The organism is Methylophaga sp. UBA678, assembly GCF_002299105.1.
In the GTDB taxonomy this organism is placed as follows: Bacteria; Pseudomonadota; Gammaproteobacteria; order Nitrosococcales; family Methylophagaceae; genus Methylophaga; species Methylophaga marina.
This window is the reverse complement of record NZ_DBNG01000009.1, coordinates 146,519-170,110: the sequence shown is the minus strand read 5'-3', so window position 1 is coordinate 170,110 and position 23,592 is coordinate 146,519. Positions and strand designations below refer to the sequence as shown.

At 44.1% G+C, this 23,592-nt stretch carries 26 protein-coding genes; 19 read left to right on the top strand and 7 right to left on the bottom strand.

Translation table 11 applies throughout. The annotated features are described in order from the left end of the window. Positions 1-3 precede the first annotated feature (3 nt). The gene (locus B3014_RS05390; RefSeq protein WP_289243660.1) at positions 4-1,197 is read right to left on the bottom strand and encodes a GAK system CofD-like protein; all 1,194 of its coding nucleotides are present in this window, start codon (positions 1,195-1,197) and stop codon (positions 4-6) included. A gap of 107 nt (positions 1,198-1,304) precedes the next feature. Here B3014_RS05390 and B3014_RS05385 point away from each other — a divergent pair, with 107 nt between their 5' ends. From B3014_RS05385 to B3014_RS05305, 17 genes are all read left to right on the top strand, one after another. Further along, entirely contained in the window at positions 1,305-2,939 is a 1,635-nt protein-coding gene (locus tag B3014_RS05385) for a phosphotransferase (protein WP_289243661.1), read from the top strand. After that, on the top strand, positions 2,932-3,834 hold the full coding sequence (locus B3014_RS05380) for a GAK system ATP-grasp enzyme (protein ID WP_289243662.1): 903 nt from the start codon (positions 2,932-2,934) through the stop codon (positions 3,832-3,834). Before B3014_RS05385 ends, B3014_RS05380 begins: the two co-directional genes overlap by 8 nt. Next, positions 3,824-4,918: an HprK-related kinase B gene (locus tag B3014_RS05375; protein ID WP_289243663.1), complete on the top strand. Its 1,095-nt coding sequence runs from the start codon at positions 3,824-3,826 to the stop codon at positions 4,916-4,918. Before B3014_RS05380 ends, B3014_RS05375 begins: the two co-directional genes overlap by 11 nt. After that, a complete protein-coding gene (locus tag B3014_RS05370) occupies positions 4,915-5,223 on the top strand; it encodes a SixA phosphatase family protein (protein ID WP_289243664.1) in 309 nt (102 codons plus the stop codon). Before B3014_RS05375 ends, B3014_RS05370 begins: the two co-directional genes overlap by 4 nt. Then, on the top strand, positions 5,214-5,861 hold the full coding sequence (locus B3014_RS05365; RefSeq protein WP_289243665.1) for an NUDIX hydrolase: 648 nt from the start codon (positions 5,214-5,216) through the stop codon (positions 5,859-5,861). The genes B3014_RS05370 and B3014_RS05365 overlap by 10 nt, the downstream gene beginning before the upstream one ends. 1 nt (position 5,862) lies before the next feature. After that, on the top strand, positions 5,863-6,567 hold the full coding sequence (locus B3014_RS05360; protein WP_289243666.1) for a histidine phosphatase family protein: 705 nt from the start codon (positions 5,863-5,865) through the stop codon (positions 6,565-6,567). A 2-nt stretch (positions 6,568-6,569) separates the two neighbouring features. After that, positions 6,570-7,934, top strand: coding sequence for a metallophosphoesterase (locus B3014_RS05355; protein WP_289243667.1), 1,365 nt, complete (start codon positions 6,570-6,572; stop codon positions 7,932-7,934). A gap of 14 nt (positions 7,935-7,948) precedes the next feature. Beyond that, entirely contained in the window at positions 7,949-8,215 is a 267-nt protein-coding gene (locus tag B3014_RS05350; RefSeq protein ID WP_289243668.1) for an amphi-Trp domain-containing protein, read from the top strand. Positions 8,216-8,422: 207 nt separating this feature from the next. Further along, the gene (locus B3014_RS05345) at positions 8,423-8,935 is read left to right on the top strand and encodes a DUF1456 family protein (protein WP_286305859.1); all 513 of its coding nucleotides are present in this window, start codon (positions 8,423-8,425) and stop codon (positions 8,933-8,935) included. A 3-nt stretch (positions 8,936-8,938) separates the two neighbouring features. Continuing rightward, a complete protein-coding gene (locus B3014_RS05340; protein WP_289243669.1) occupies positions 8,939-10,138 on the top strand; it encodes an NAD(P)/FAD-dependent oxidoreductase in 1,200 nt (399 codons plus the stop codon). A 44-nt stretch (positions 10,139-10,182) separates the two neighbouring features. Beyond that, the gene (locus B3014_RS05335; protein ID WP_289243670.1) at positions 10,183-11,493 is read left to right on the top strand and encodes a paraquat-inducible protein A; all 1,311 of its coding nucleotides are present in this window, start codon (positions 10,183-10,185) and stop codon (positions 11,491-11,493) included. Beyond that, on the top strand, positions 11,490-13,160 hold the full coding sequence (pqiB, locus tag B3014_RS05330; RefSeq protein ID WP_289243671.1) for an intermembrane transport protein PqiB: 1,671 nt from the start codon (positions 11,490-11,492) through the stop codon (positions 13,158-13,160). Before B3014_RS05335 ends, pqiB begins: the two co-directional genes overlap by 4 nt. Positions 13,161-13,175: 15 nt before the next feature. Then, entirely contained in the window at positions 13,176-13,751 is a 576-nt protein-coding gene (locus tag B3014_RS05325) for a PqiC family protein (RefSeq protein ID WP_286305855.1), read from the top strand. Between the two features lie 70 nt (positions 13,752-13,821). Continuing rightward, the gene (locus tag B3014_RS05320) at positions 13,822-15,384 is read left to right on the top strand and encodes a sensor histidine kinase (RefSeq protein WP_289243672.1); all 1,563 of its coding nucleotides are present in this window, start codon (positions 13,822-13,824) and stop codon (positions 15,382-15,384) included. Continuing rightward, complete coding sequence (locus B3014_RS05315; protein ID WP_289243673.1) at positions 15,384-16,061, top strand: response regulator transcription factor; 678 nt, start codon at positions 15,384-15,386, stop codon at positions 16,059-16,061. Before B3014_RS05320 ends, B3014_RS05315 begins: the two co-directional genes overlap by 1 nt. An 89-nt stretch (positions 16,062-16,150) precedes the next feature. Further along, positions 16,151-16,828: an OmpW/AlkL family protein gene (locus B3014_RS05310; protein ID WP_289243674.1), complete on the top strand. Its 678-nt coding sequence runs from the start codon at positions 16,151-16,153 to the stop codon at positions 16,826-16,828. A gap of 159 nt (positions 16,829-16,987) precedes the next feature. Beyond that, positions 16,988-17,512: a hypothetical protein gene (locus B3014_RS05305; RefSeq protein WP_289243675.1), complete on the top strand. Its 525-nt coding sequence runs from the start codon at positions 16,988-16,990 to the stop codon at positions 17,510-17,512. A gap of 65 nt (positions 17,513-17,577) precedes the next feature. Here the strand turns inward: B3014_RS05305 and B3014_RS05300 are convergent, their stop codons facing one another. Next, complete coding sequence (locus B3014_RS05300) at positions 17,578-17,928, bottom strand: hypothetical protein (protein WP_289243676.1); 351 nt, start codon at positions 17,926-17,928, stop codon at positions 17,578-17,580. A gap of 225 nt (positions 17,929-18,153) precedes the next feature. Between B3014_RS05300 and fliB the strand changes: the two genes are divergently transcribed. Then, positions 18,154-19,374 (top strand): flagellin lysine-N-methylase, encoded by a 1,221-nt coding sequence (gene fliB, locus B3014_RS05295; RefSeq protein ID WP_289243677.1) that lies wholly within the window; start codon positions 18,154-18,156, stop codon positions 19,372-19,374. A 54-nt stretch (positions 19,375-19,428) separates the two neighbouring features. On the opposite strand, the gene B3014_RS05290 is transcribed toward fliB, so the two are convergent. Next, the gene (locus tag B3014_RS05290; protein WP_289243678.1) at positions 19,429-19,833 is read right to left on the bottom strand and encodes a GFA family protein; all 405 of its coding nucleotides are present in this window, start codon (positions 19,831-19,833) and stop codon (positions 19,429-19,431) included. 314 nt (positions 19,834-20,147) lie between these two features. On the opposite strand from B3014_RS05290, the gene B3014_RS05285 reads away from it, so the two are divergent. Next, on the top strand, positions 20,148-20,495 hold the full coding sequence (locus B3014_RS05285) for a hypothetical protein (RefSeq protein ID WP_289243679.1): 348 nt from the start codon (positions 20,148-20,150) through the stop codon (positions 20,493-20,495). Positions 20,496-20,653: 158 nt separating this feature from the next. Here the strand turns inward: B3014_RS05285 and B3014_RS05280 are convergent, their stop codons facing one another. Genes B3014_RS05280 through B3014_RS05265 form a run of 4 tightly spaced genes read right to left on the bottom strand, consistent with a single transcriptional unit; the run spans position 20,654 to position 23,592 of the window. Further along, complete coding sequence (locus B3014_RS05280) at positions 20,654-21,607, bottom strand: hypothetical protein (RefSeq protein WP_289243680.1); 954 nt, start codon at positions 21,605-21,607, stop codon at positions 20,654-20,656. Further along, on the bottom strand, positions 21,604-22,665 hold the full coding sequence (locus B3014_RS05275; RefSeq protein ID WP_289243681.1) for a VWA domain-containing protein: 1,062 nt from the start codon (positions 22,663-22,665) through the stop codon (positions 21,604-21,606). The genes B3014_RS05280 and B3014_RS05275 overlap by 4 nt, the downstream gene beginning before the upstream one ends. 6 nt (positions 22,666-22,671) lie before the next feature. Further along, a complete protein-coding gene (locus B3014_RS05270) occupies positions 22,672-23,439 on the bottom strand; it encodes a MotA/TolQ/ExbB proton channel family protein (protein WP_289243682.1) in 768 nt (255 codons plus the stop codon). Positions 23,440-23,451: 12 nt separating this feature from the next. Then, a complete protein-coding gene (locus B3014_RS05265) occupies positions 23,452-23,592 on the bottom strand; it encodes a hypothetical protein (RefSeq protein ID WP_286305844.1) in 141 nt (46 codons plus the stop codon).

Genomic DNA, 23,592 nt, shown 5'->3' with positions numbered 1-23,592 from the left:
AATTTAGGTAAGCGACAGTAAAGCAGAAACTAAGCGTTTATTATCATATGTTTTATCATGACGTTTATCGATTAGCTTAACGTCGATGAGTTCAATATTGAGCTCTTGCAATAAGTCTGTTGGAATCCCGCCAGGATATTGTCCATTTTTGGTATCCACCATTAAATAATTCAATACGGTGTTGGCTGGAGCATCACCAGTGATATCTTCTTGAATATATTTGATGATGGTCATGAGTGAGTCTTGTAACGTCATGCCAAGCTGTTCTGGATCGCTATTGAGATTAGGGACGAACACTTTGGGGCAGCCATTGTTAGCGATGGCTTTGCCCACACCGGTCGGCAGTAAGTTGGCCAGCAGACTGGTATAAAAGCTGCCCGGTGGGTAACAGATTAAATCTGCATCTTCAAATAAACCACGGTTTCGTTTACGTAACTTTGTCTCGGTGGGACGACTACCATTTAACGTTTCGCTCAAGTGAATGTGCTTGATGGGAGATAAAATAGGGGCGACTTCCTTGCCTGTAATTAAATGTTGTCCATGAATAATTTCTCCATTCTCTAGCTCGACAGAGAGGTGGTAATCATCATTGGTGATGGTTCTCACTGTACCTAATACATGCACCAATTTTGAGAATAAAAAAACGATGGGTTCCAAATCTTTATGATTATTCAGATAGCCACCAGCCAAGATTAAATTACCAATACTGGCGCCACGAAGATCAAAGTCCTTGGGCATGGACTGATAAAAATAACCCAGATGGTTACAAATCAACTTACGCATAGGGTTGGCAATGTCATTGATTAAATCATCTTTGCCATTCACCATATTCTGTAGTCGTCGCTTAAGCCGCTCTTGATTCTCAGTGACTGAGAAACGGTAACTGAACAGTCGATAGATTTCAGGATGCCCTAACACGGTCTCATCAGCTAAGGCCATTAAGCGACTGCGTAAATCACCAATAGCAGGCATATCGAAGGCATGTCGTAGCTTAGCTGAGCTACCGCCTGAATCGAAAGGGCTGACAAAATGAATGGAGTTATGGGTGAATTTTTTCAACTCTCGTGATAGCCCCGTTAATGCGGTACCACCACTGAAGAACAAAATTCTGGGTCCCAGCTCGGGTATCTTTTGATAGCGGCTAATTCTGAGTGGGTCGGGGATAGATGCCGTTCGACAAACGCGGATTTTGGTCATCAACTTGTCCAAGCAAATAAGTGTGTTGGCATAGTGTAACAATAGTTTCACACACTGTTCAGAGTTGTTTTGCTAGACTGCAGTGACTTTAAGATGCCCATAACTTCATGAAAAAAATACCAACAGAGATAAAAGAAAATTTGCAGTTTCTCTGTGTCGAGATTGATGCCCAGCTAGCCACACTGTTGAGTTATTACAGAAATCCTTCTGCGTCTTTGGCACGCAAAGTCCGTGATCGTGCTGGGTATGCCTATAATTTAAAAACACGTATTCATACGGCAACGGTTAACCGTATTGCCGCTGGTGTTGAGCATGATTCCGATAAATTCTGTCTGCGCTGTATTGAGTTCATTGCCACAGATATTGAGCGCATTGCTGAAATATGTCGTCATTGTATTACCCAATCAGAACAGATTGATGATGCACAAGCGCTGATGAGTAAAGCCTTTATCGCTATCGTAAAAAAGGTCAGACAAGCCATTAAACTTATCCTACCTGCGGTGATTGAGAGGAAATCAAGCATTGCGCTGGATATTGAGCAAATCAATCAAGGACTTCGCAGTAGTCATCAGCGATTAATCAAACGCTATGTGTCTGCTTTAAAAAAGCAGACGCAGACCAAACAGTTAACGCAGGCCTTATTTGTCGCTTATGAAATGAAACAGTTTGATGACGCTTTATTACGTATAAGCGAAACCATTGTGTCGGCTAATGTGGGGCAGCCGATCAATTTTGAACGGTATTATTCATTTCAATCTTTGATCAGTGATGTGGAGAAAGGTGATAGTGATGTCACTATTACCCCTATCGCTGAAACTCGCTCTGGCACGGCTATTTCAGGTCTGTCTAATGGCGCTGAGAAAACGGGGTTTATGGCGGTCTATAAGGACGGTCAGAAGCAAAAGCTAAAAGAAGAAAAGCAGGGGCTGAACAGCTGGGATAGTATCTATCCAGGCTTAGCGCCTAAAATTTTGTCCTACCAAAAGCGTGGCGAATCAGCGGCGTTATTAATCGAACACCTTCCTGGGTATACCCTTGAAAAAGTGATTGTGAATGAGTCAGAAAAACTGCAAAAACAGGCGCTTAAAGCACTAAAGAAGACCTTAGAGTCCTTATGGACAGAGACCTTACGTAAAAAAGTCAGTCCAGCTTTATTCATGCAGCAAATGGATAGTCGCTTAGCTGATGTGTATAAAATTCACCCAGAATTTGATGCCGCGAACAGTCACATTGGCGATTACGATTGTCCATCAATGAAGTCACTCATTAAGCAAGCACGTCAGCTGGAGAAGCAATATCCACCGCCTTTCTCAGTGTATATTCATGGCGACTTTAATGTGGATAATATTATTTTTGACCCTATTGAAAACCGCATTAATTTCATCGATTTACATCGTTCTAAATACACTGATTATGTGCAGGATGTCACCATTTTCATGGTATCAAATTATCGCCTGCAGATTTTAGACTCAGAGCGAAGAAAACAAATCATGAAAATGGCTATCGAAATGTATTGGTTTGCCCGTCGATTTGCTAAACAACACCAAGACAACACCTTTGAAATCAGGCTGGCATTAGGTCTGGCCAGAGCGTTTGCCAGCTCCACCCGCTTTATTTTGGATAAAGCACTCGCTAAGCGAATGTTTTATCGAGCCCGTTACCTAATAGAGCTAGTGTTGACGACCCACCCAAAACAGATTCATCGTTTTTCTGTACCTGTGAAGGAGATATTTGTTGAGTAACGATCTAAAAGTAGGCGTGATAGGCATTCCTGGTAAGTGGTCCACTGAAACCTTGGCGGATGCAGTTCAGGCTAAAACTGGCTATCGTTTAGTGATTGATATGTCAGAAGTGACCCTCGATTTAACGCGAATGCAACTGATGTATCGTGGTACTAATTTATGTGAACTAGATGGTCTTATCGTTAAGAAAATATCGGCAGAATATTCACCCAGTACCTTAGATCGACTGGAAATGTTACGGGTAGCTGAGCAACAAGGGGTAAGAGTATTCAGTCGGGTGGAATCGATGTTACGTCTGATTGATCGCCTTAGCTGCACGATAACACTCAAAAATGCTGGCATACCGATGCCAAATACCTGCATTACAGAGGATGTCGAGCAAGCTATAAATACCGTCAAACAGTATGGTGAGGCTGTTTTTAAACCCTTATTTTCTACTAAAGCCCGTGGCATGACTTTAATCAATGCCAAGCAGGCTGATTCTCAGATTCGTCAGCAAGTCAGCGATTTTAAACAGGTCAATCCGGTGATGTATATTCAACAAAAATTGAACCTGTCAGGACAAGATCTGGGGCTCGTTTTTTTAGCAGGAAATTATCTGGGGACTTATGCCCGGGTATCACAAAGTGATGCATGGAATACAACGATTCACAGTGGCGGTCGTTATGCTGCTTTTGAACCGTCATCAGAAATTATTGAACTGGCGACTCAAGCCCAGTCATTATTCAACATGGATTTTACTACTGTAGATGTGGCGATCACCGATAACGGTCCAATTGTATTTGAGGTGTCTGCATTTGGTGGGTTCAGGGGCGCAAAAGAAGGCTGTGAAGTTGATGCTGCTGCCTTATATGTCGAACATGTACTAGAGACGATAGATAGCCATGACGAATGAGATACCACATGAGATTGAGTCTTTATTAAAGGACTATCCGCCGTTACCAGACGCACTGGACATCGACCTTGGTTTTTGCAGCTGTCGGATACGTTCTAATTCTATTGAGCTATTGGCACGGTTATCAGCTTATTTTTCATCAATAGTCAGCAATGTATCGATACCAACCTATCAAGTCACAGCGATTGAGTGTGATACGCCTGACTTTTCTAATGCCTTTATCGACTGGAAGCGAGAACCTGGTAAAACAGGCAAAAAAGACAGCTATATCAATTTAGATAAAGCCAGGCTTATCCGTAAAGTCAGAACCGGCATGATGTTTTACCAAAGCACGGATACGGCGATTGCGATGGGGCCATGTTTAGAAAATGATAATCAAGTCATTAACTTTATTAATAACCAGTTCATGACCTGTTTACAGCAAAAAGAGGCGTTAATTTGTCATGCCGCCGCTGTCGTGAGAGAGGGCGAGGCCTTAGCGGTCGCAGGCTTTTCTGGTGGCGGTAAATCAACCTTGATGCTGGAGATGCTTGAACAAGAAGGCACGACTTTTTTAAGTAATGATCGTCTGTTTATCAAACAAACATCTGTAGGAGTTGATGCTTATGGTATTCCCAAATTACCACGCATTAATCCCGGGACGATTGTGAATAATAAGCGCTTGCAACCATTATTAACTGATGAATTGAGACAGACTTTTCTGAGTTTACCTAAGGATGAACTATGGGAATTAGAGCAAAAATTTGATGTGGATATTGATGCTTTATACGGTGAAGGTCGTCTTCAGTTTGAAGCGCCATTAAAAGCCTTGTTGATTCTGAATTGGTCTCGTCATGATCAAAGTGATGTCAGCTTACATCGAGTGAATTTACGTCAACGTCGCGATTTATTACAAGCCATTTTGAAGTCACCCGGTCCTTTTTATCAAACAGTAAAAGGCGAGTTCATTTCTGACGATTATCAAGCGGATGAAGACGCCTACTTAGCCATTTTAGATAATATTGCTGTGTATGAGGCAACGGGCGGGGTCAATTTTCAGCAGCTTTCCGCTTTGTATCTGGCTGCAGGTCAAGAAAAGCAATGAGTGATGTACTACTCCTAAGACATGCGAAATCAGACTGGTCCGTCGACGTCGATGACTTTGATAGGCCTTTAAATAATCGCGGAAAACGCGCTGCTCAGCGTATGGGGGAGTGGTTAAAAACGCATCAATTCATCCCTGAACAAGTCTGGGTGTCAGCGGCAAAACGCACAATGGAAACGGCAGAAAAAACCCTCAAAGCAGCAGGGTTGCCCATTAGTCTTATCAAGCCCATTCCAGAACTCTATGAAGCCAGTCCTGCTACCGTGCTGGATATTATTGCTAAAGCACAAAAAATATGGGTTTAACTCTCATCATTGGTCATAATCCTGGGATGGAAATAGCCTTAGTGGAGCTAGTGGCAGACCAATTACCGGATTTTGGTGATGATAAAGTCTTACCAACAGCGACGTTGGCACATCTACATTTTGATGATAATAAAGTCTCGCTAAACGCGTTCATCCGACCTAAGAGTTTACCTAAGAAATTCCCAGTCAGACGTGATGGACAAGTGCATTATTGTGACCGTCCAGCCTATTATTACCAACAGTCTGGGGTGCTGGCTTATCGTTGGCATAATGAGCAGCTGCAGGTACTTTTAATCACAAAGCAGGATAGAGAAAAGTGGGGAATACCTAAAGGCATTATTGAGCCGGGACTGTCTGCGACTGAGTCCGCCTCAAAAGAAGCTATGGAAGAAGCTGGCGTAATAGGCAATATTCATGAAGATGCATTGGGCTCCTTTCAGCACAACAAGTGGGGAGGAATCTGTGAGGTCAAGGTGTATCCAATGCGGGTAACTGAACTTGCTGATGATACACAGTGGGAGTCTGAAAAACGACGCCGCCAATGGTTTGTGGTGGACTCGGCAGCAAGAGTCATAAACAAGCCCGATCTTGTCGATATGATCCGGGTGTTGACTGTATGCATTCAAAAGCAGGCTTAGTATGTCTCGTTTAATTCTCGGTTTTATACGGCACGGTGATTATGAGCAATTAGCTGACACACCGAGTGCGCACCAGCCCTTCGCATTAACGGAACAGGGTAAAACCGACGCGTGTATTGAGGCACAGAAATTATGCCGTCTTATTCTGCAAGAAGGCTGGCAACTGGTGCCGCAGATCGATTGCTCAAATATGTTGCGATCATGGCAAACCGCCGATATTTTCCGCCTGATTTTAGAGACGGCACTCGATTCCTCACTGTGCAGTCAAGCGTACGATGCATTAGCTGAGCGAAGCGTTGGTTCTGTAGCTAATCTCACGGTGAAACAGATTGAGGAGATAGTGAATACTGACCCTCGATATCCTCGATTACCAGAAGGTTGGAAGTCTGATAGTCACTTTTGTTTACCTTTTCAAGGTGCCGAGTCATTGATGACAGCTGGCTCTCGGGTAGCTAAGCATATTGAAACGCAGATGCGGGATATACCTAGAAAAGCCGAATCTCAGCTGAAATTATGTGTAGGGCATGGCGCTTCATTTAGACATGCTGCTTATCATTTAGGGGTCATCAATGCTGAAGAGATTGCTCAACTCAGCATGTACCACTCTCGGCCTATTTTTCTTGAACTATTCGAGGATGGCACTTGGCAGCACGTGGGTGGTGAATGGAAAAAACGTTCATCTGTTGCCGCTACCACCATGGACTAACTATGAAAATGATGTCACAACAGCAGCATCTCAAGCATAGCCAACGGTTTATTGAAACCCTGGTGAGTAAGCACAAAACTCACCAATCTGTTTGGCAGCACTTACCTACCGCTACCGAATGCTGGAATGTCTCGGAAGCGCATTCTGGTCAAAAGGCTCATCAGGATGAAGCGTCTTTTGCCAAAGCAATGAAGACAGCTCAGCAATACAGCAAGTGGACATGGCCAAAGCGTCCGATCTTTTTCATTGCCGACCCTCATGCCGACGCGGAAGCATTTATCCGTTCCTTAGTGGCGACTGGGGGTATCAAAATCACCAATCAGGCCCTGCTGGAATTTAAATTGACACGCTTAGGACGGGAGGCCACTTTTATTATTGGCGGTGACTGTCTTGATAAAGGGCCCAGTAATTTAGCGTTACTGGATGCGCTTAAGCGACTCTTTGATACTGGCGCGCGGGTAAAGCTGCTGGCCGGCAACCATGATATGCGTCTGTATATGGGCATCTACGCGATGAGCTTGCCTCGTCATCCCAGCACAGAGCACTTCTTTGTGCGGATGGGGGAAAAGGTTATCCCGTTATTGAGTGAAGTGCATCAGCGTTATTTAAAAGGCAAAAAATTACCCAAGTCGATTCCTGATGAAGCCAGTTGTAAAGAAGCCTTATTTCCACGAGCCGACTGGTTTGAGCAATTTCCTCAACACGCCAAGACATTGATGACCCACGCAGGCATTAAACGTGAGCTGCGTAAGATGCAGCGAAAATATGATCACTTTGAAGCGGCTTGTAAAAAAGCCGGTTTTAGTATGCAGGATGTCTATGCCACGGCAATGAAATGTCGCCAGTTATTTCTGCATCCCAAAGGTGACTATGCCTGGTTTTTTAAACGTATGCAGCTCAGTTATCGTCGTGGTTCTTTTCTGTTTCTGCATGCTGGCTTAGATGATGAAATCAGTAAGGTGATTGAACAAGAAGGCGTGGCAAAACTGAATAAACAGTTTCGTCAGCAAATGAAAAATGATCTGTTTCAGTTTTACTACGGCAGCTTAGCTAATACGATGCGAACAAAATACCGTGACAGTGATTTACCCCTCAGTGGAAAAGGCGTGAAGCAGATTAACCGTAAGGGTATTCATGCCCTGGTTCAGGGCCATATCAATCGTAAACATGGACAACGTTTAGTCTTGAAGCACGGGTTGCTTCACGTGGAAAGTGATGTGACGCTTGATCGTCACTCAAGGCATAAAGAAGGGCTGGAAGGCGTGGGGGCTGGCGTGACAATTATTCACCCTGATCAACAGCTTATCGGTTTGAGCATAGACTATCCATTTGCCAAGGTCTTTCATCCACATTTTTATAAAATCTAATCATGGAGTAAGTGATGATCGAGCAAAAAAAACGTTTCCGACACGAGTCCTTACAGGACAAGAAAAGTATTCAAGGGATGTTGGATGCCGTTGCCAAAGGCATTGCGAAAGGTGAACTCAGCTTCAGCGATGATGAAGGAAAAATGGTAATGCAGCCGAAAGATCTGCTGAACTTAAAATTAACCGCCAGTGAAAATGATGAACACAAACGTATCGATATACGTATTAGTTGGTATGCTGATGATGAGCCAGTCAAACGAGGTAAGCTGACCGTTAAGTAACTCCTATGAGGGGAGCAGCGATATTGAACGGTGACTCACTACAGTGTGTGTTGCCTTTGTGAGTGATAATACAAACATCGTTCTCACCGATTTTGTCTCAGCCTGTTAAAGTATTCACTATTAACCCTGCTGTCTATCGATGCATTCGTTGGTTGACGATGCTGATAATGCGATAGACCAAACCGGCTTCTGCTTTAGGAAATCTGTGTGACTAACAATGATGTATTGAGACGAATTCGTTATATCTTAGATTTGAACGATTCCATGATGATAAACGTATTTGCGCAAGCAGATATCGATGTAAGCCGTGAACAGGTCAGTCAATGGTTGAAGCGTGACGATGATCCTGACTATGAGTCGCTGAATGACAAACAGATGGCGACCTTCCTCAATGGCCTGATTAATCACTTACGCGGCAAAAAAGAAGGTGAACAACCCAAGCCGGAAAAGTCGCTCAACAATAATATTATCCTCAGAAAACTCAAAATAGCCTTTAATTTACAAAGCGATGAGATTTTAGCTGTGTTGCAACTGGAAGGTTTCAGCCTGAGTAAACATGAATTGAGTGCGTTTTTCAGAAAACCGGAGCACAAACATTATCGGGCTTGTAAAGATCAGGTGTTACGAAACTTCCTGCAAGGTCTGCAGTTGAAATATCACCCAAAGAAAAATGATCTGGAAGGTTTCAGCTGGCCGTCACTGGATGATAAAGAGAAGTAAGTTTTGACGAGTTCTCAAGTGTTTGACTGCATTGTGATTGGTGCCGGTGCAGCTGGTCTGATGTGTGCTGCTACTGCCGGCCAACGTGGGCGCCAGGTACTGGTGCTGGACCATGCCAATAAAGTCGGTAAGAAAATTTTAATGTCAGGTGGTGGCCGCTGTAACTTCACCAACCTCTATATGGAACCTGATAATTATCTGTCGGCAAATCCCCATTTTTGTAAGTCAGCATTAAGTCGCTACACCCAATATGATTTTCTGGAGTTAGTCTCTCGCTACAATCTGGCTTATCACGACAAAGGCGCAGGTGAATTATTCTGTGATGACAAAGCCCGAGATATTTTGAATATTCTGCTGGCTGAATGTGAAAAAGGCGGGGTCAATATTCAGACGAATACCGCTATCAAGTCCATCGAAAAAACGGAGCAAGGTCAGTTTGTGATTGATACCGAGCAAGGTCAGTATCAATGTCATTCTCTGGTCATCGCTACCGGTGGGTTATCCATCCCGAAAATGGGGGCCACAGGCTTTGGTTATAAGGTTGCCAGGCAGTTTGGTTTACAAGTGAAAGATACCGAACCTGCCTTAGTGCCATTTACCTTAAGTGATGCCTGGCTGACTGTCGCACAGGAGTTAGCAGGTGTAGCGATGGATATTCGTGTCAGCTGTCGTCAGCAAAGTTTTAATGAAGCCTTGTTATTTACACACCGAGGGCTCAGTGGACCAGCCATTTTGCAAATCTCTAACTACTGGTATAGCTCCGATGAAATCACCATCGACTTTTTACCTGGCCATAGCGTGGCTGAGTTAATTGAACAGTGGGTGACGAGCGGAGAGAAAGCGACAATCAAAACCTTGTTGAGCCAGTATCTGCCGAAACGTTTTGTGTTGACCTGGTTAGGTCTGATGGCCGCTGATTTAGGTGATAAACTGGCTAAACAGTTAGTGAAGAAAGACATAGAACAACTGACACAGTTTTTTCACCACTGGACCATTAAACCATCAGGAACAGAAGGTTACCGGACTGCAGAAGTCACCCGAGGGGGTGTCGACACTGATGGTATTTCTTCAAAAACGTTTGAAGCCAAAACCACAGCAAATTTATATTTTATTGGTGAAGTGCTGGATGTGACGGGCTGGTTGGGTGGCTTTAATTTTCAGTGGGCATGGTCAAGTGGTTGGTGTGCAGGGCAATATGTGTAAACAACTTCAATTAACGCAGTCATTTAAAGCGATGTTATTACGCCATGAAACAAGCGGTTTCTTTTCAGAAGCTTGATAAAAATATCAATGGACAACGCCGCCTGCGAGCGTGTCATGAATGCGACTGGGTGTCTGCTTTACCGCGGCTTCGTCCCGGCGAGGTCGCACACTGTCCTCGTTGTCACCATGTTTTAGCCAGACGCCACTATCGTCCGGCCCAGCGTAGCTTGGCTATTGCTATCAGTGCCTTTATCGCCTTACTCATCGCTGTCAGTTTCCCTTTTGTCAGTTTTTCAATTAAAGGCATCGGCCACAGTATTGAAATCGAACAAACTGCGTCAATGTTACTGAGTTTTGAACAACCTATTGTGGCGATTGTGGTGGCATTGACCATTATCATCTTGCCGGCCATGTATCTTGTTTCAGTGATTTGGTTACAGCTGGTCTTGTTGTTTTCAGAACCTAAAATCAAACATCGTCAAATTGCCCGGACGCTCAAACATCTCGACAGTTGGATGATGGCAGATGTCTTTATCATTGGTGCCTTGGTTAGTCTGTTTAAAATTGCAGGCATGGCCGATATTGAGCTTGGCATTGCCTTTTGGGCTTATGCGGTGTTTGCCTTCTTATTGTTGATGACTACGCGTTCTATCGATGCTGACTGGATGTGGTTTGCAATTGCGGGCGAACCACGTGCGCCGGCGCATACGAATACGGGACAAGGCGCCGCAGAACAAGGGCTGACCGGTTGCCCTACCTGTGGTTTGATTCATGCACTGGATAAAGGCAGTGATAATCACTGTGTTCGTTGTGGCGAGCCGCTTCATGCACGCGCACCGAAAAGTCTGCAACGCACCCTGGCCTTACTGATAACTGCCACCATTTTCTATATACCAGCAAACGTTTATCCGATAATGACCACCACCAATTTTGGTCAGGAAAAGAACAGTACCATTATGGCTGGTGTGATTGACTTGATTGAACACGGTTCGTGGCCGATTGCGCTGGTCATTTTTATTGCTAGTATTCTGGTACCTATCGCTAAATTAATCGTGTTGTCCTGGCTGTGTTTAACCGTCAATAATGCACATCAATTGAGCCAGTTAGCACGTTTAAAATTGTATCGGATAACGGAGTTTATCGGTCGCTGGTCCATGGTGGATGTCTTTGTAGTGGCGATTTTGGTGGCTTTAATACACGCTGGCGATTTAATTTCAGTCACACCGGGACCGGCTGCACTCGCTTTTGCCAGTGTGGTGGTGTTGACGATGTTGGCGGCCATCACTTTTGATTCACGTCTGATATGGGATAAGCCACAGACGGAGTTACGACCTGCACAGGACAACAGCGTATGACGGATGATGTATCGAATACCGACACCACGGAAGAGTTAGATAATGCCCGTGCGACGAAAGCGTCTAGTTGGTCGCCTATATGGATTCTTCCTATCGTGGCGGTCCTCATTGGTGCCTGGTTGGTCGTGGATGATTATCTGAGTACAGGGCCACTGATTAATCTCACCATGAACGATGCCGAAGGTATCGCTGCCAATAAAACACTCATCAAAACACGTAATGTGGAAATCGGCCATGTTGAGTCGGTCACTCTGTCTGAAGATTTACAGTATGCAGTAGTCAAAGCCCGCATTAACCCTGATGCTGCTTCGACTTTGGTAGAAGACACACGTTTCTGGGTAGTAAAACCACGTATTGGCCGGGAAGGTATCAGTGGTTTGAATACCGTATTATCCGGTGCGTATATTCAACTTGAACCAGGCCAGTCGCAACAGGAACAGCGAGAATTTGAGGTGCTTGATCAACCGCCGGTGTCATTGAGCGGTAATGGTATTCATATCAAACTCGACAGTCCTCTGGGCATCTCCTTAAAACCAGGCGATCCGGTCAGTTATGAAGGACAGATTGTAGGCCGTGTTGAAAAGTCAGAGTTCAAACCCGGTAATCAGCATATGCATCATGAGTTATTTATCGAAGCACCTTATGATGTACTGGTGACCAAGAGCACACGGTTCTGGTCTTCGTCTGGTGTGAATATCAGTCTTGACTCCAAAGGCTTTAATATCAATCTGGCCTCACTGGAAACACTGTTAAGCAGTGGTGTCAGTTTTGGTGTGTTGCAGGAAGTGGAAAATGACGAGCCTGCAGCGTCGGGAGATGAGTTTGCCTTGTATTCCAATCAGACCGAAGCACAGCAGGCCAGCTATGATCGATATATTGAATATGTGTTGATGGTGAAAGATACCGTGCGTGGCCTGGCAGAAGGCGCACCTGTTGAATTCAGAGGATTACGTATTGGTACCGTAGAAAGTGTCCCGTGGGAATATAACTCACGAATGCGTAATGGCAAGGATGGATTTGCGATTCCCGTATTGATTCGCCTGGAGCCGCAACGGCTCGGTGATTTCCATGATGGCCTGCTCGAAGAGTGGAAACAACGCGTAGATAGGCTTATAGAGCGAGGTTTAGTGGCTACCTTAAAACCTGGCAATTTGCTCACCGGTGCAATGTTTGTGGATATCAATATTGATAGAACGCCGGGTATGCCTGAGATTAAAGTGGCCATGTTTAAAGATCGACAAGTGATTCCCACCAAGTCATCGCAGCTGGCACAGATGGAGATGAAAATATCCAACCTGCTAGATAAATTAAATGGACTAGAAGTACAGCCTGTATTAGACGGAGTGAATGCTAACTTAAAGACGTCTCAAGCCTTGTTGCAGGAAGTACAGACTTTAGCCAGCAGCATCGATCAGTTTGTGAATAATCCCCAGACGCAAACGATACCGGATAATGTCAATCAGACGCTCGCTGAGCTCAGAGAAACGTTAAAAGGCCTCTCGCCAGAAGCACCGGCGTATCAGAATTTATCTCAGAGTATAAAAAGCCTGGAAGGCCTGATTAAGGACATACAACCCCTGGTGCGTACATTAAATGAGCAACCCAACGCACTGATTTTCAATCGTACTGAGCAGGCGGATCCACAACCTCCTGCTGCTCAACCGTAGATGCAGGAGAGTGTTGTGAAACGATTTTTTATTGGACTGTTTTTTATTTTGTTGACTGCCTGTGCGGGCCAGCCAGTAACACAGTCAACTTTCTATACCTTACCTGTCATCGATACGCCTACAGATAACATCCGTTCGGATAAAACCGTTTTTATCCGACCAATCATTCTGGCTGATTTTCTCAGTAAAAATGGTGTGGTACTGCAACTGGATGACATCACGGTTCATTCTGCCCAATATCATCAATGGGCTGAGTCACTGGCGGCACAGTTGAGTCGTGGTTTACGTGATCGACTACAAGCGGCGCAGTCAGATTATCGAATCGTTAATTTGCCGTCGTTTGCTAAGCAAAGCAGCTACCAGCTTCAAGTAGAGTTTGATCAGTTTCAGGGCCGTTTTGATGGTCAAGCCGTCACCAGTGGACAATGGCAATTGCTTAATAAACAAGGTGAAACGGTCACCACTCAACGTTTCAGCCTGACGCAAGCTTTACCAGCAGAAGGCTATCCAGTTCTGATTCGTGCATTAGCCAATAATCTGGACACCTTAGCCACTGACATCGCATCGACATTACCTAGAGTTGATGATTAGGGTATAAAAACATTTCAGCATATTTGTAATGATGGCAAAAACTGATTTCTGAGGGGTAAAGAGCAAGCCTATGTATCAAAAGAAAATCATTTTGTTTGCTGCCTTTGCCTTTTTGATCGTGAGTTTAGCTTTATCACTGACGGTCTGGTCGACCAAGTTTACGGCGTCGAATATTTCCCAGGTCAATACGGCTAACAGCTTGCTTACAGAGCATCTAAAGTTGTCTGATCATAGCTATCGTTTATTCAAGCAAATAACGGACGAAATTTTACTGGGTAAAAGTGCTAACCAGTCCATTGTCAGAAATAAACGCGCCATGATCAGAGAGACTCTGTCGCGGATCAGGGCGTTGGAGATCGCTCAACGTGAAGCCCTCGGGCCCGAAAAAACCAGGGGGTCAGTTGAAGACACCGACAATCTGGAAATGGCGATAAACGGCATCTTGATATCGTTTGCTGAAGTCTTGGAAATGCGTGATGAACAGTCACGTTCACAGAAAATTAAATTCTTGCTGGAAGAGCAGATTGATAATAATTTCCGTGATGCGATTAACCTGGCTCTGCAGCGACAGTCAGGCCTGGTCGATGCATTAAATGACAATATTGAAAACCGTCATTCCTTGATTTATTGGTCAGCATTGGTGTTGTCTCTATTGGCCATTTTTCTAACCATACTAGGTAGTCTGGCGTTGATAAGAAATATCACCGAGCCTGTGAATCAATTGAAAAAAGGCGCGGAAGCACTTTCTCAAGGCGATTTGCAGTATCGGGTGCCCTTGGGCTTTGATGCAGAGTTTGATGCCATTGCTGAGTCGTTTAACGGTATGGCACACAATTTGGCTGAACAAAAACAGCTACGTGATACCCTCAATCAAAACCTTGAATATGAGGTGGCTAAACGCACCGAGGAGCTGGTTCAATTAAACCAGACCCTACAACACAATGATGTCTCCAGACGACACTTTCTCGCGGATATCAGCCACGAACTCAGAACCCCGCTTACCATTATTCGTGGCGAAGCTCAGGTGGCTTTGAGACAAAAAAATGCAGGGGATGCTGATCCTGCTTTACGTGATGCATTAAGTCAGGTGCTGGAGCAGTCTTTGTTTTTGAGTCGATTGGTGGATGATCTTTTATTCATTGCCAGAACCGATACCAATAACCTGAGGCTGGAATGTGCCAAAACCAGCATCAATGACCTGGTGAATGATTGTTGTCAGGATATGCGTCATCAGGCTAAAGCAAAATCCATGGTGCTGAATTTTACGCCAACTGCTGAACCGGCTTATGCCAAGGTAGATGCTGAACGTATCAGGCAACTGCTGATTATCGTGCTCGATAATGCCATTAAATACAGTCCCGCAGAGACACACGTGCAGATTGATACGTCTATTGATGATCAGAATATTCTGATTCAGGTCGCAGACCAGGGACATGGGCTTGAACAGTCAGAATTACCATTTATCTTTGATCGTTTTTATCGCAGTCAAAAAGTCCGAAGAGAATCCTTACCAGGAACCGGGCTGGGACTGGCTGTGGCGAAGGCGATAACAGATGCGCATCAGGGAAAAATTAGGGCAGAAGTGGATGACACAGGTTTTCGCATCACCATCTCACTGCCGAGGGTAGTCTAATGCAAATTCTACTGATTGAAGATGAAAAACGAGTGGCAGACTTTATTTGTCGGGGTCTGAAGGCAGAAGGGTTTTTCTGTGAGCAGGCGAATGACGCTGCAACGGGACTGAGTTTCCTCAAACAGCATCAATATGATTTGCTGATTATTGATCGCATGTTGCCTGATATGGATGGTTTAACTGTTTGCCAGCGTGTCAGGAAACAGAATACGGATATCCCCATACTCTTTTTGACCGCGGTGGATGATACGCAAGAAAAAGTCGCCGGGCTCAGGGCTGGGGCGGATGATTACCTGACCAAACCATTTGATTTTGATGAATTAATTGCCAGAATTGAAGCTTTAGGACGGCGTCGGTCAGCACATAAACCAGACAAAGATAGCTTGCAGTTGGGCCCATTGCTGATTAACGTTGGCGAGCGCAGTGTTTATGTAGATGGTGAGGCCGTAGACTTGACCTCATTGGAATTTGATCTATTACTGTATCTGGTGCAAACCGATGGTAAAGTCGTTTCCCGTGAACGCATAATCAATGCTGTCTGGGGGGTAAATACAGATCCGTTGACGAATATTGTTGATGTTTACATCCGGCGTTTACGGAAAAAAATAGATCGCCATCCTGAACAGTCTTTTATTGAGACCAAACGCGGGGTGGGTTATCGTTTTTCAGCAAAATAATATTCATTTACTGTTCATTTAAAACTCAGAATAAATTCAGTCATGCCTGCTTAAACTGACCTTAGTTTTTCACACTAAGGTTAATTATCATGAGAAAGTCGTTCTTGGGTTTGGCTGGTTTATCAGCGTTAAGTTTGTCGACGATTACTTTACCCGTATATGCCTACGAGGCTGGTGACTGGTTAGTTCGTGGTCGGATTATCAATGTTAATCCGAATGACAGTAGTGGTCAGTTATATATCAATGGTGTTGCTTCTGGTGAAGGTGTCAGTGTGAATGATGATACGGTGCCTGAGCTTGACATCACTTATATGATCAACAGACATTGGGGGCTGGAGCTGATTCTGGGGTATTCCGAACATACCGTAAAAGGGGTTAAAAACTGGAATAATCTGGGTGATGTGGCGGAAACGAAAGTCTTACCTCCTACCTTACTACTGCAATATCACTTTTTACCTGACTCCTCGATTAGACCCTATATTGGCGCCGGGATTAACTATACCTACTTTTTTGATGAAGAAGTGCCAGGCATTCTCGGTACACCCGGCTCTAAGGTGAAGCTTGATAGCTCTTGGGGACTCGCCGCTCAAGTCGGTATGGATGTAGCCATTAATGATGACTGGTTTATCAACGTAGACATGAAATATATTGATATTGATACTCAAGCTCACTATACGAATATATTAGGTGGGACCATTGAGAGAGCCACGATTAATGCCGATATTGATCCCTTCGTGTTTGGTATCGGTATTGGCCGACGCTTCTAACCTTCCCCTTTCGACCTCCCTGTTAACCCGCATTTATGCGGGTTTTTTTTTACGCTTTTTTTTGTGTTCAAAAATTCATTTTCTGTTCATCTGATAATCAGATCGTATTCAGCCATCTCGCCATACACTAAGCCTACACAATTCGTGGAGAGGAAAAAAATGAAAAAATTATCATTAACAACATTGATTTTAAGTAGCTCTATTGCCGGTTCAGCTATGGCCGGTGAATCACTGAGTAAAGATACGATTCAAAAAGCGCAGGAAAACTGGGCTGAGGCGATTGTTGAAATTGGTCAGGCAAAACTGGATGGAAAAGACTATGAATCGGTCGCGAAAATGAAAGTCAGTGAGCTGTATGATTTTGACGATGGCACGGTATTATTTAAACCGACCAAGGCCGCTGAAGATCAATTCAGAAACAGTTATGATGAGGCTATTTCCTACTTTGTCGGTGGTATCGTCTCAGAAGATAAAGGCTTTGCTTTGCAACCCTGGACGAATGTGCGATTTGAAAATGAAGATATTGCCATCAAAGACGACTATGCCGTTGCAATGGGCAATTATTATTTCACCGATACCTCAGGTAAGGAAGTAAAAGTGGAATACACCTTTGGTTATACACTTGAGGACGATGGCAGTGTGAAAATTGATCTTCACCATTCCTCTTTACCTTATCAACCATAAGGTAAGAACTACTGCGGGAGTAGTTCGGAAGCTCTGGCTCTCTGGGCCAGAGCTTTTTTTATTGCTTAGTCTTTATTCACTTCACGTTTGTCGATGAACATTAAAATGATCTGCCGATCCGTATAAATATCGTTGGAACCATGCTGACGAATGCCATCATAAAAGGCTTTGAATTTTGGATCACGCTGTTTAAATCCTTCGATATCCTGATTGAGTACCTGCGCCTGAAATGCGGTTGGCGCCGTATCAAAATGACGTGATGCACAAAATACCGCTGTGGATTGCCCTGCCTGTTCCGCTGCTACTTCATTGGCTGGATTAAAGAGACATTGTTGATAGTTCTGCTCTTCCGCATTAACCATTGTTGAAAATAACAGGCCTGCAACAGTAAGAGAAAATATGTGGGGTTTCATCATCACCTCATTGAGTTGGATTGATTAGAGATAATGACTCGTGCACAACTTAATTTGTTCCACCATAAAATGAGTAAGTCGACAGTACTTCACTTAAGCCTAAACTCTGGGTGCGATTCGGTGTGAAAGATTGGTGTATTAAGCTGTATTTAAATTTACGGAGAGTTTTCTATTTGCAATTGAGTCTGTAAAGTAAAAATCAGTCACGTATTTGTTTGAGGTTGCTTGATGAAGGTTCTGGATTATTACGATAAATTCGAATGCATTGGTTCTGAATGCGAGGATACATGCTGTAGCGGCTGGCAAGTAAATATCGATAAAAAAACATATCGAAAATATAAACATATTTCAGACCACACCTTCCGGAAAGAAGTACTGTCTAATATCGTCCGTGATAGAAGTAATGTGTCTGGCACAGCCTATAAAATCAAGCTACATAATGATGGCTCCTGTCCTTTTTTGAATGAGGACAAGTTATGTAATATTTATAAAAAATGTGGTGAAAGTTACTTGTCCGATACTTGCACAGTCTTCCCTCGCAGACCAAGCAATGTCTTTAATGAGTCTCAGTCGGCGATGAGTCTTGCTTGCCCAGAAGTGACCCGTTTAGCAATTTTGCCAGAATCACCGGTACAGCTCATTGATATTCATATGCCTAGCGTACATAGCCAAAGGCTACAATCAATCGAATTAAAAATAAGCGCGCATTTACCTGCTGATGCTCAGGAAACCTATGAAGCAATAAGAACAGTCTCGTTTCATATCATCCAAATGAGGCACATCAGCTTAGATGAGCGTTTATTTATCTTAGGTGTGTTTTTGGACAAACTTGATCAAGCGTCTAAAAACAACAGCTATATTCTGATGAATCAAATCATCGTTGACTTCATTGCCGCCCTTGATTATCCAGATGAGCTACTTAAACAATACCAACAATTCAGTTCTAATCCACGTTTAAAGCTCGAATACTCCCTCACCATGTTAATCACAGAGTACCCAGAAGCCGCCAACCCACGTTTTGCCGAGTGTCTGGAATGGTTAAACAAGGGCCTGGACATTGACTACAATGAGTTTGACGTCGATAAAATCTTTGAAAAATATCAAAACGCTAATGAAAAATTTTATCGACTTTTCCTGCAAGAACGTGGGTATTTCCTCGAAAACTATTTGATTTCCCATCTATTCCACGCTGACTTTCCAGTTTCAAGCCAGCATAGTTTGTTCGAAGGCTATCTCAAATTGATCACTTGTTTTACCAATATTCAAACGATTCTGATTGGTATGGCCCACTACCATCAAAAGATTGAAACGCCTCATGTACTGCAATTAATACAAAGCTATGAACGTTATATCTCTCATAACGCAAACTATTTACCATCCTTGTTGAAAAAGTTAGCAGATTTGAAGTTCAATACTATGGGACCAATGATGTTGCTGCTTAAGCCATGATCTAATTGTTAGTCTGTTTGTTGGGTTTCATGCTTCTACCCAACCTACGGATAGTTATGTTGGGCCCTGCTCAAATTGAGGTAATTGATCTGATGTGTGGTCCCATTCTGTTTTACTGTTCATAAAAATATGAGCGTCGGGTTGAATAGCTAAGCTGCTGTCTAAACAACCGGCAGGCACTACTAATAAACGGCCATTCATTTGTGTATGGGGTAAAGCCGAGCCACAGTGCTGACAAAAGCTTTTGGTATGACGGGTGCTTGGTAAGGTGTAAGTTCGGATGTTTTCTTCGCCAGACAACCAGATAAGTTTGGCGGATTGAGAAAATAGATTGGACGCATGTGCCGAGCCCGTATCTTTTCGGCAATGACTGCAATGGCAAAGATAAAAGTGCTCGAAGTCACCTTTAATTGCAAAGCTGACTTTGCCACATAAACATGAGCCATGATGTTCCGTCATAACTTTTCCTTCCTTTTCTCTGTCACGGTTTGTTGCAACTACATGCTGATATTTCTCACTTTATCATTAGCGGGAATTAAGGAGTGAAGTAGGTTGGGTAGAGCTCTAGCAAAACCCAACGATGGGATGATTTTTATGGAATAAGTGTGTTCAATGTAGGCTTGTCTGGGGTCATGTTTAAATTCAATCTACTGGATAATTATCTACTTCACATGCTGCCGCTGGGGCGTTCATTTAATTGGATTTCGTTCTTCATCTTAAGTTCTAGTTTTTGGAATTCCTAGTTTCGCCTTAATGGCGAGTCAGGGAAATGCTTGCCCATTTCCCTAACAACCCTAGGGCACCCCACAGTGCTGGCCTACGGCTCCACTGCGTTGCTCACTTTGTCTGGCGTCTGGTTAAAACTCGCTAACGCTCAAACACTAACCAGCCGTTACCCAGACAAACCTCCGCTACTCGTCAGCACAAACGGGGATATGAAAAGTCTCTCTTTTTCTCCCGTCTATTGCCGCCAAGAATTAGGCTTGGTTGATGGAAGAAGTGGTCGAGTGTTTGAGCGTAGCGAGTTTTCGACCACGCCATCAGCCAAGTTTAATTTTTGGATCAAAGGCAATTTCGGGTGCCCTTTTGTTTGGTTCGTTTATTTTGGGCAAACAAAATAAATGAACGCCCCAGCGGCAGCGTTTGAAGTGAAAAGTAGAATATTTTTGGAGGGCTAATTCCAACCCACCTACAGAGCTGATCTCATAAAAAATGTCATATCGTTGGGTTTCATTCTTCAACCCAACCTACAAAGCGTTGATTGCTTTGATTCAATTCATCAACGTGGGAGCGCTATAAACGTCCCATCATTTTCTTTGGTCATTTCACGCATAAGTACACTGAAACGATCTGTGGTACCGGGAGAGATAAAACCAATAGCATGGATTTTGGCGAGCCGTCTGCCGGATGGCAGCTTTTTATTTTGCTGGGTAATGGCATCAATCACCGGGTCGTAACTGGAACCAGTGTAATCATCACCAAATACATAAATCGAGGTGGTGATATTGGCTTTGGCATATTTTCTTAAAGCAGTGTTTAAGCCTTCTACGGGGCTGGAATTGGAGACCGCGTTCCATCTTTTAAATAAGTCGATAACACTTTTGCGTCTGTTGGGTGTGTCTGGCATCCATTGACCATCGTAGCCGGAAATCATGGATTGCCCCATATCATTGAGGATTTGAAAGCCTTTCACTTGTGGATGAATATTCAATACATTCACAATTTCCTGAGACACTCTACCCCAGATGTTTTTCATACTGCCTGAGGTATCAACGATAAACACCACATAATCGCTATCAACAGGAATACCGCCCACATCTTCATCACGGGTTTTATTGGGTTTTTGTGGTGTGCTTAACGAAGCTTGTTTTAAACGCTCTTCTACCAGACCCAATCCGGCGATGCTCTCAGCGGTGGCTGCCTGCTTTTTATTTAAGGCATTTAATTGCTGCTGCAAGGCTTTTGATGCGGCGGCGGCCGATTGTTTTTGTTCTGATAAGGACGAAAGCGCGTCGAGTTTTTGGTTCATTTCCTGCTGAATCTGACTGACCGAATTTTGTAAGGTCACCAGCTGCGAGAGCATGGCACTGACATCTTCTGTGCCAGCAGTAGGAGCCACATCGACATCGGTTTTGGAGATCAGAATCAACATCACTACTGCACCAAAACCACAGGAAATAATGTCCAGAAATGACAGGCTGAAAATGTCTATGCCTTTATCGCGACGTTTCATGGCCAGTTACTCGCCGGGCTGATTAATAAACCATCCGAGCTGGACGCCCAGGCCCAGTATTCATACGCCGCTTCAGGATCCCCTTCCAGTGGCAGCAAGATCACATTCTTCTTCGCTTGGGTCAGACCACTTTCGTTGATGGTCTGTCGGAACAGCCGTTTTCTACATTCACCCGAAATGGTTTTGGCATTACTGGTTAAGGAGCTACAGCCAGAAAACGGATTCAGGCTTTTATAGTTTGAGTTGCCCTTGGTGGGTAAACCATCGGTAATCACATAAATATCGGTAGGGGATAGCTTATTGACGGTGACTAGGCCTTGCTGCAGATTGGTGGCACCGGTTGGCACCACTTGATTCAAACTATTCATAATACTGGATACGCTAGTGCTACTGGCTGACATCCAACCTGTGCCCCCCAATTTTTTGGCTTGCTCACTAAATGCAACAACAGCAATCTGGCTGTTCTTCGGTGCTCGTGCTAAAAGCCAAGCGACCACGCGCTTGGTGCGTTGCCATTTGGCAGCTGAGATTTTTGTCTGATCAGAACTGCTTTTGGTTCTGATGATGTCGAGCAATTTTTCATTGGTCATGGAGGCGCTGACATCGACTAACACAGCAATTTTTCTGCCTTCCATTTTCAGGCCGAGCAGATAATTCTCTTCATTCACCTGCTGTGTTTCGACCAGATCTTCTTTTTTGGGGACTTTTATCTCTGTAATACTTTTCTTGAGCTGATCGAGATTGGATTGGGCGGTCTGCACTTCACTGTTTTTGCTGTCGAGAGCAGCACGTTGCTGTTGCAGGCTCTGGCTTAATGCGGATAAATCAATGTTTTCTTTTTTCAGCTGCGCGCTGAGTTCATCCAGCCCTTTTTGAGCTTCATCGCGAGCTTGTTCCAGGCTGCTGATATCTTTTTTCAGGTTCTCTGTTTCAGAAGGTGAGGACTCGATATTTTGTTTCACCAGCATAAAAACCAGGATCACTGCACCCAGCCCGCACGACATAATATCCAGAAAGGCGAGGTTGAGTCCTTCAGCTTGTCGGTTTTTACGCGCCAATGAAAATCACCGAATGCGACGAAGTAAGTACTTATCACAGTAGTCCTGCGTATCGACGATCTGACTGTCTTGCAGGCGTTGCAGTTGGTGGAATAAAAACATTAAAAAGATGCTGATCAATAAGGCCACCAGTGTTGAGTTAAAAGCGATGCCCAAGCTGTCTGTCATACCTGAAATATCACCTGCCAACGCTTGATCAGCTTGTGATAAAGCCTGCCCAATCCCTCGAACAGTACCGATAAACCCAATCGATGGAATCGCCCAGATCAGATAACGGATCATGGTGTTTTCAGAGTCCTGTTTAACAGCCAAGGCTTCAAGGTTACTTTCAATGGCATCCGACAGGTTCTGCACATTATTGGTAGAGCTATAGCGCCATAGAGAAGAGCGTAATGTTCGCACCAATGGTGATTGCATGCAGTCGGCGGGAATTTCAGTGTCCAAGCGATCAATAATCGCATTCACATCCAGATTATGTTTTGCATCAGTATCTGCTTGTGAATCGGCGTCTTTAATCAGATCCACACTGAATAAATACTTGGTTTTGAGAATATTACGATAAGCACTGAGAATCAGATAACAGCCCCACAGCATCAGAATAAAACAGATTTCCTGCTCGTAGTCTTTGATGATCACTGCTATATCGCGGGGTGCGGTTTGTCCCTGACTCACAGCAAACTCAATCAGCTGTGCTGCTTCAGGTCGAACATAACCAATGTAGAACAAATGTACGACAACGATAGAAATCAGCAATGCCGCGAAACTTTTCAGCATATCTTTCATGGTTTAAATATCCACGGGAAAGGAAACAGGGGAGTTCAGGCTGATAATGGGTTTGCCGGCATAGACATTTTTCACCATGGTGATTGCCAAGACAAAGACCACAACGGATAACGCTATCAGCAGCCATTTTTTAAGTTGTGCCAT

Bases quoted from the DNA above. Each gene is read 5' to 3' on its own strand.
- B3014_RS05265 (WP_286305844.1), bottom strand. From the start codon at position 23,592: ATGGCACAACTTAAAAAATGGCTGCTGATAGCGTTATCCGTTGTGGTC.
- B3014_RS05320 (WP_289243672.1), top strand. From the start codon at position 13,822: ATGTATCAAAAGAAAATCATTTTGTTTGCTGCCTTTGCCTTTTTGATC.
- B3014_RS05350 (WP_289243668.1), top strand. From the start codon at position 7,949: ATGATCGAGCAAAAAAAACGTTTCCGACACGAGTCCTTACAGGACAAG.
- B3014_RS05280 (WP_289243680.1), bottom strand. From the start codon at position 21,607: ATGAAACGTCGCGATAAAGGCATAGACATTTTCAGCCTGTCATTTCTG.
- B3014_RS05360 (WP_289243666.1), top strand. From the start codon at position 5,863: ATGTCTCGTTTAATTCTCGGTTTTATACGGCACGGTGATTATGAGCAA.
- B3014_RS05335 (WP_289243670.1), top strand. From the start codon at position 10,183: ATGAAACAAGCGGTTTCTTTTCAGAAGCTTGATAAAAATATCAATGGA.
- B3014_RS05355 (WP_289243667.1), top strand. From the start codon at position 6,570: ATGAAAATGATGTCACAACAGCAGCATCTCAAGCATAGCCAACGGTTT.
- B3014_RS05370 (WP_289243664.1), top strand. From the start codon at position 4,915: ATGAGTGATGTACTACTCCTAAGACATGCGAAATCAGACTGGTCCGTC.
- fliB (WP_289243677.1), top strand. From the start codon at position 18,154: ATGAAGGTTCTGGATTATTACGATAAATTCGAATGCATTGGTTCTGAA.
- B3014_RS05290 (WP_289243678.1), bottom strand. From the start codon at position 19,833: ATGACGGAACATCATGGCTCATGTTTATGTGGCAAAGTCAGCTTTGCA.
- B3014_RS05305 (WP_289243675.1), top strand. From the start codon at position 16,988: ATGAAAAAATTATCATTAACAACATTGATTTTAAGTAGCTCTATTGCC.
- B3014_RS05300 (WP_289243676.1), bottom strand. From the start codon at position 17,928: ATGATGAAACCCCACATATTTTCTCTTACTGTTGCAGGCCTGTTATTT.
- B3014_RS05385 (WP_289243661.1), top strand. From the start codon at position 1,305: ATGAAAAAAATACCAACAGAGATAAAAGAAAATTTGCAGTTTCTCTGT.
- B3014_RS05365 (WP_289243665.1), top strand. From the start codon at position 5,214: ATGGGTTTAACTCTCATCATTGGTCATAATCCTGGGATGGAAATAGCC.
- B3014_RS05310 (WP_289243674.1), top strand. From the start codon at position 16,151: ATGAGAAAGTCGTTCTTGGGTTTGGCTGGTTTATCAGCGTTAAGTTTG.
- B3014_RS05315 (WP_289243673.1), top strand. From the start codon at position 15,384: ATGCAAATTCTACTGATTGAAGATGAAAAACGAGTGGCAGACTTTATT.
- B3014_RS05270 (WP_289243682.1), bottom strand. From the start codon at position 23,439: ATGCTGAAAAGTTTCGCGGCATTGCTGATTTCTATCGTTGTCGTACAT.
- B3014_RS05375 (WP_289243663.1), top strand. From the start codon at position 3,824: ATGACGAATGAGATACCACATGAGATTGAGTCTTTATTAAAGGACTAT.
- pqiB (WP_289243671.1), top strand. From the start codon at position 11,490: ATGACGGATGATGTATCGAATACCGACACCACGGAAGAGTTAGATAAT.
- B3014_RS05390 (WP_289243660.1), bottom strand. From the start codon at position 1,197: ATGACCAAAATCCGCGTTTGTCGAACGGCATCTATCCCCGACCCACTC.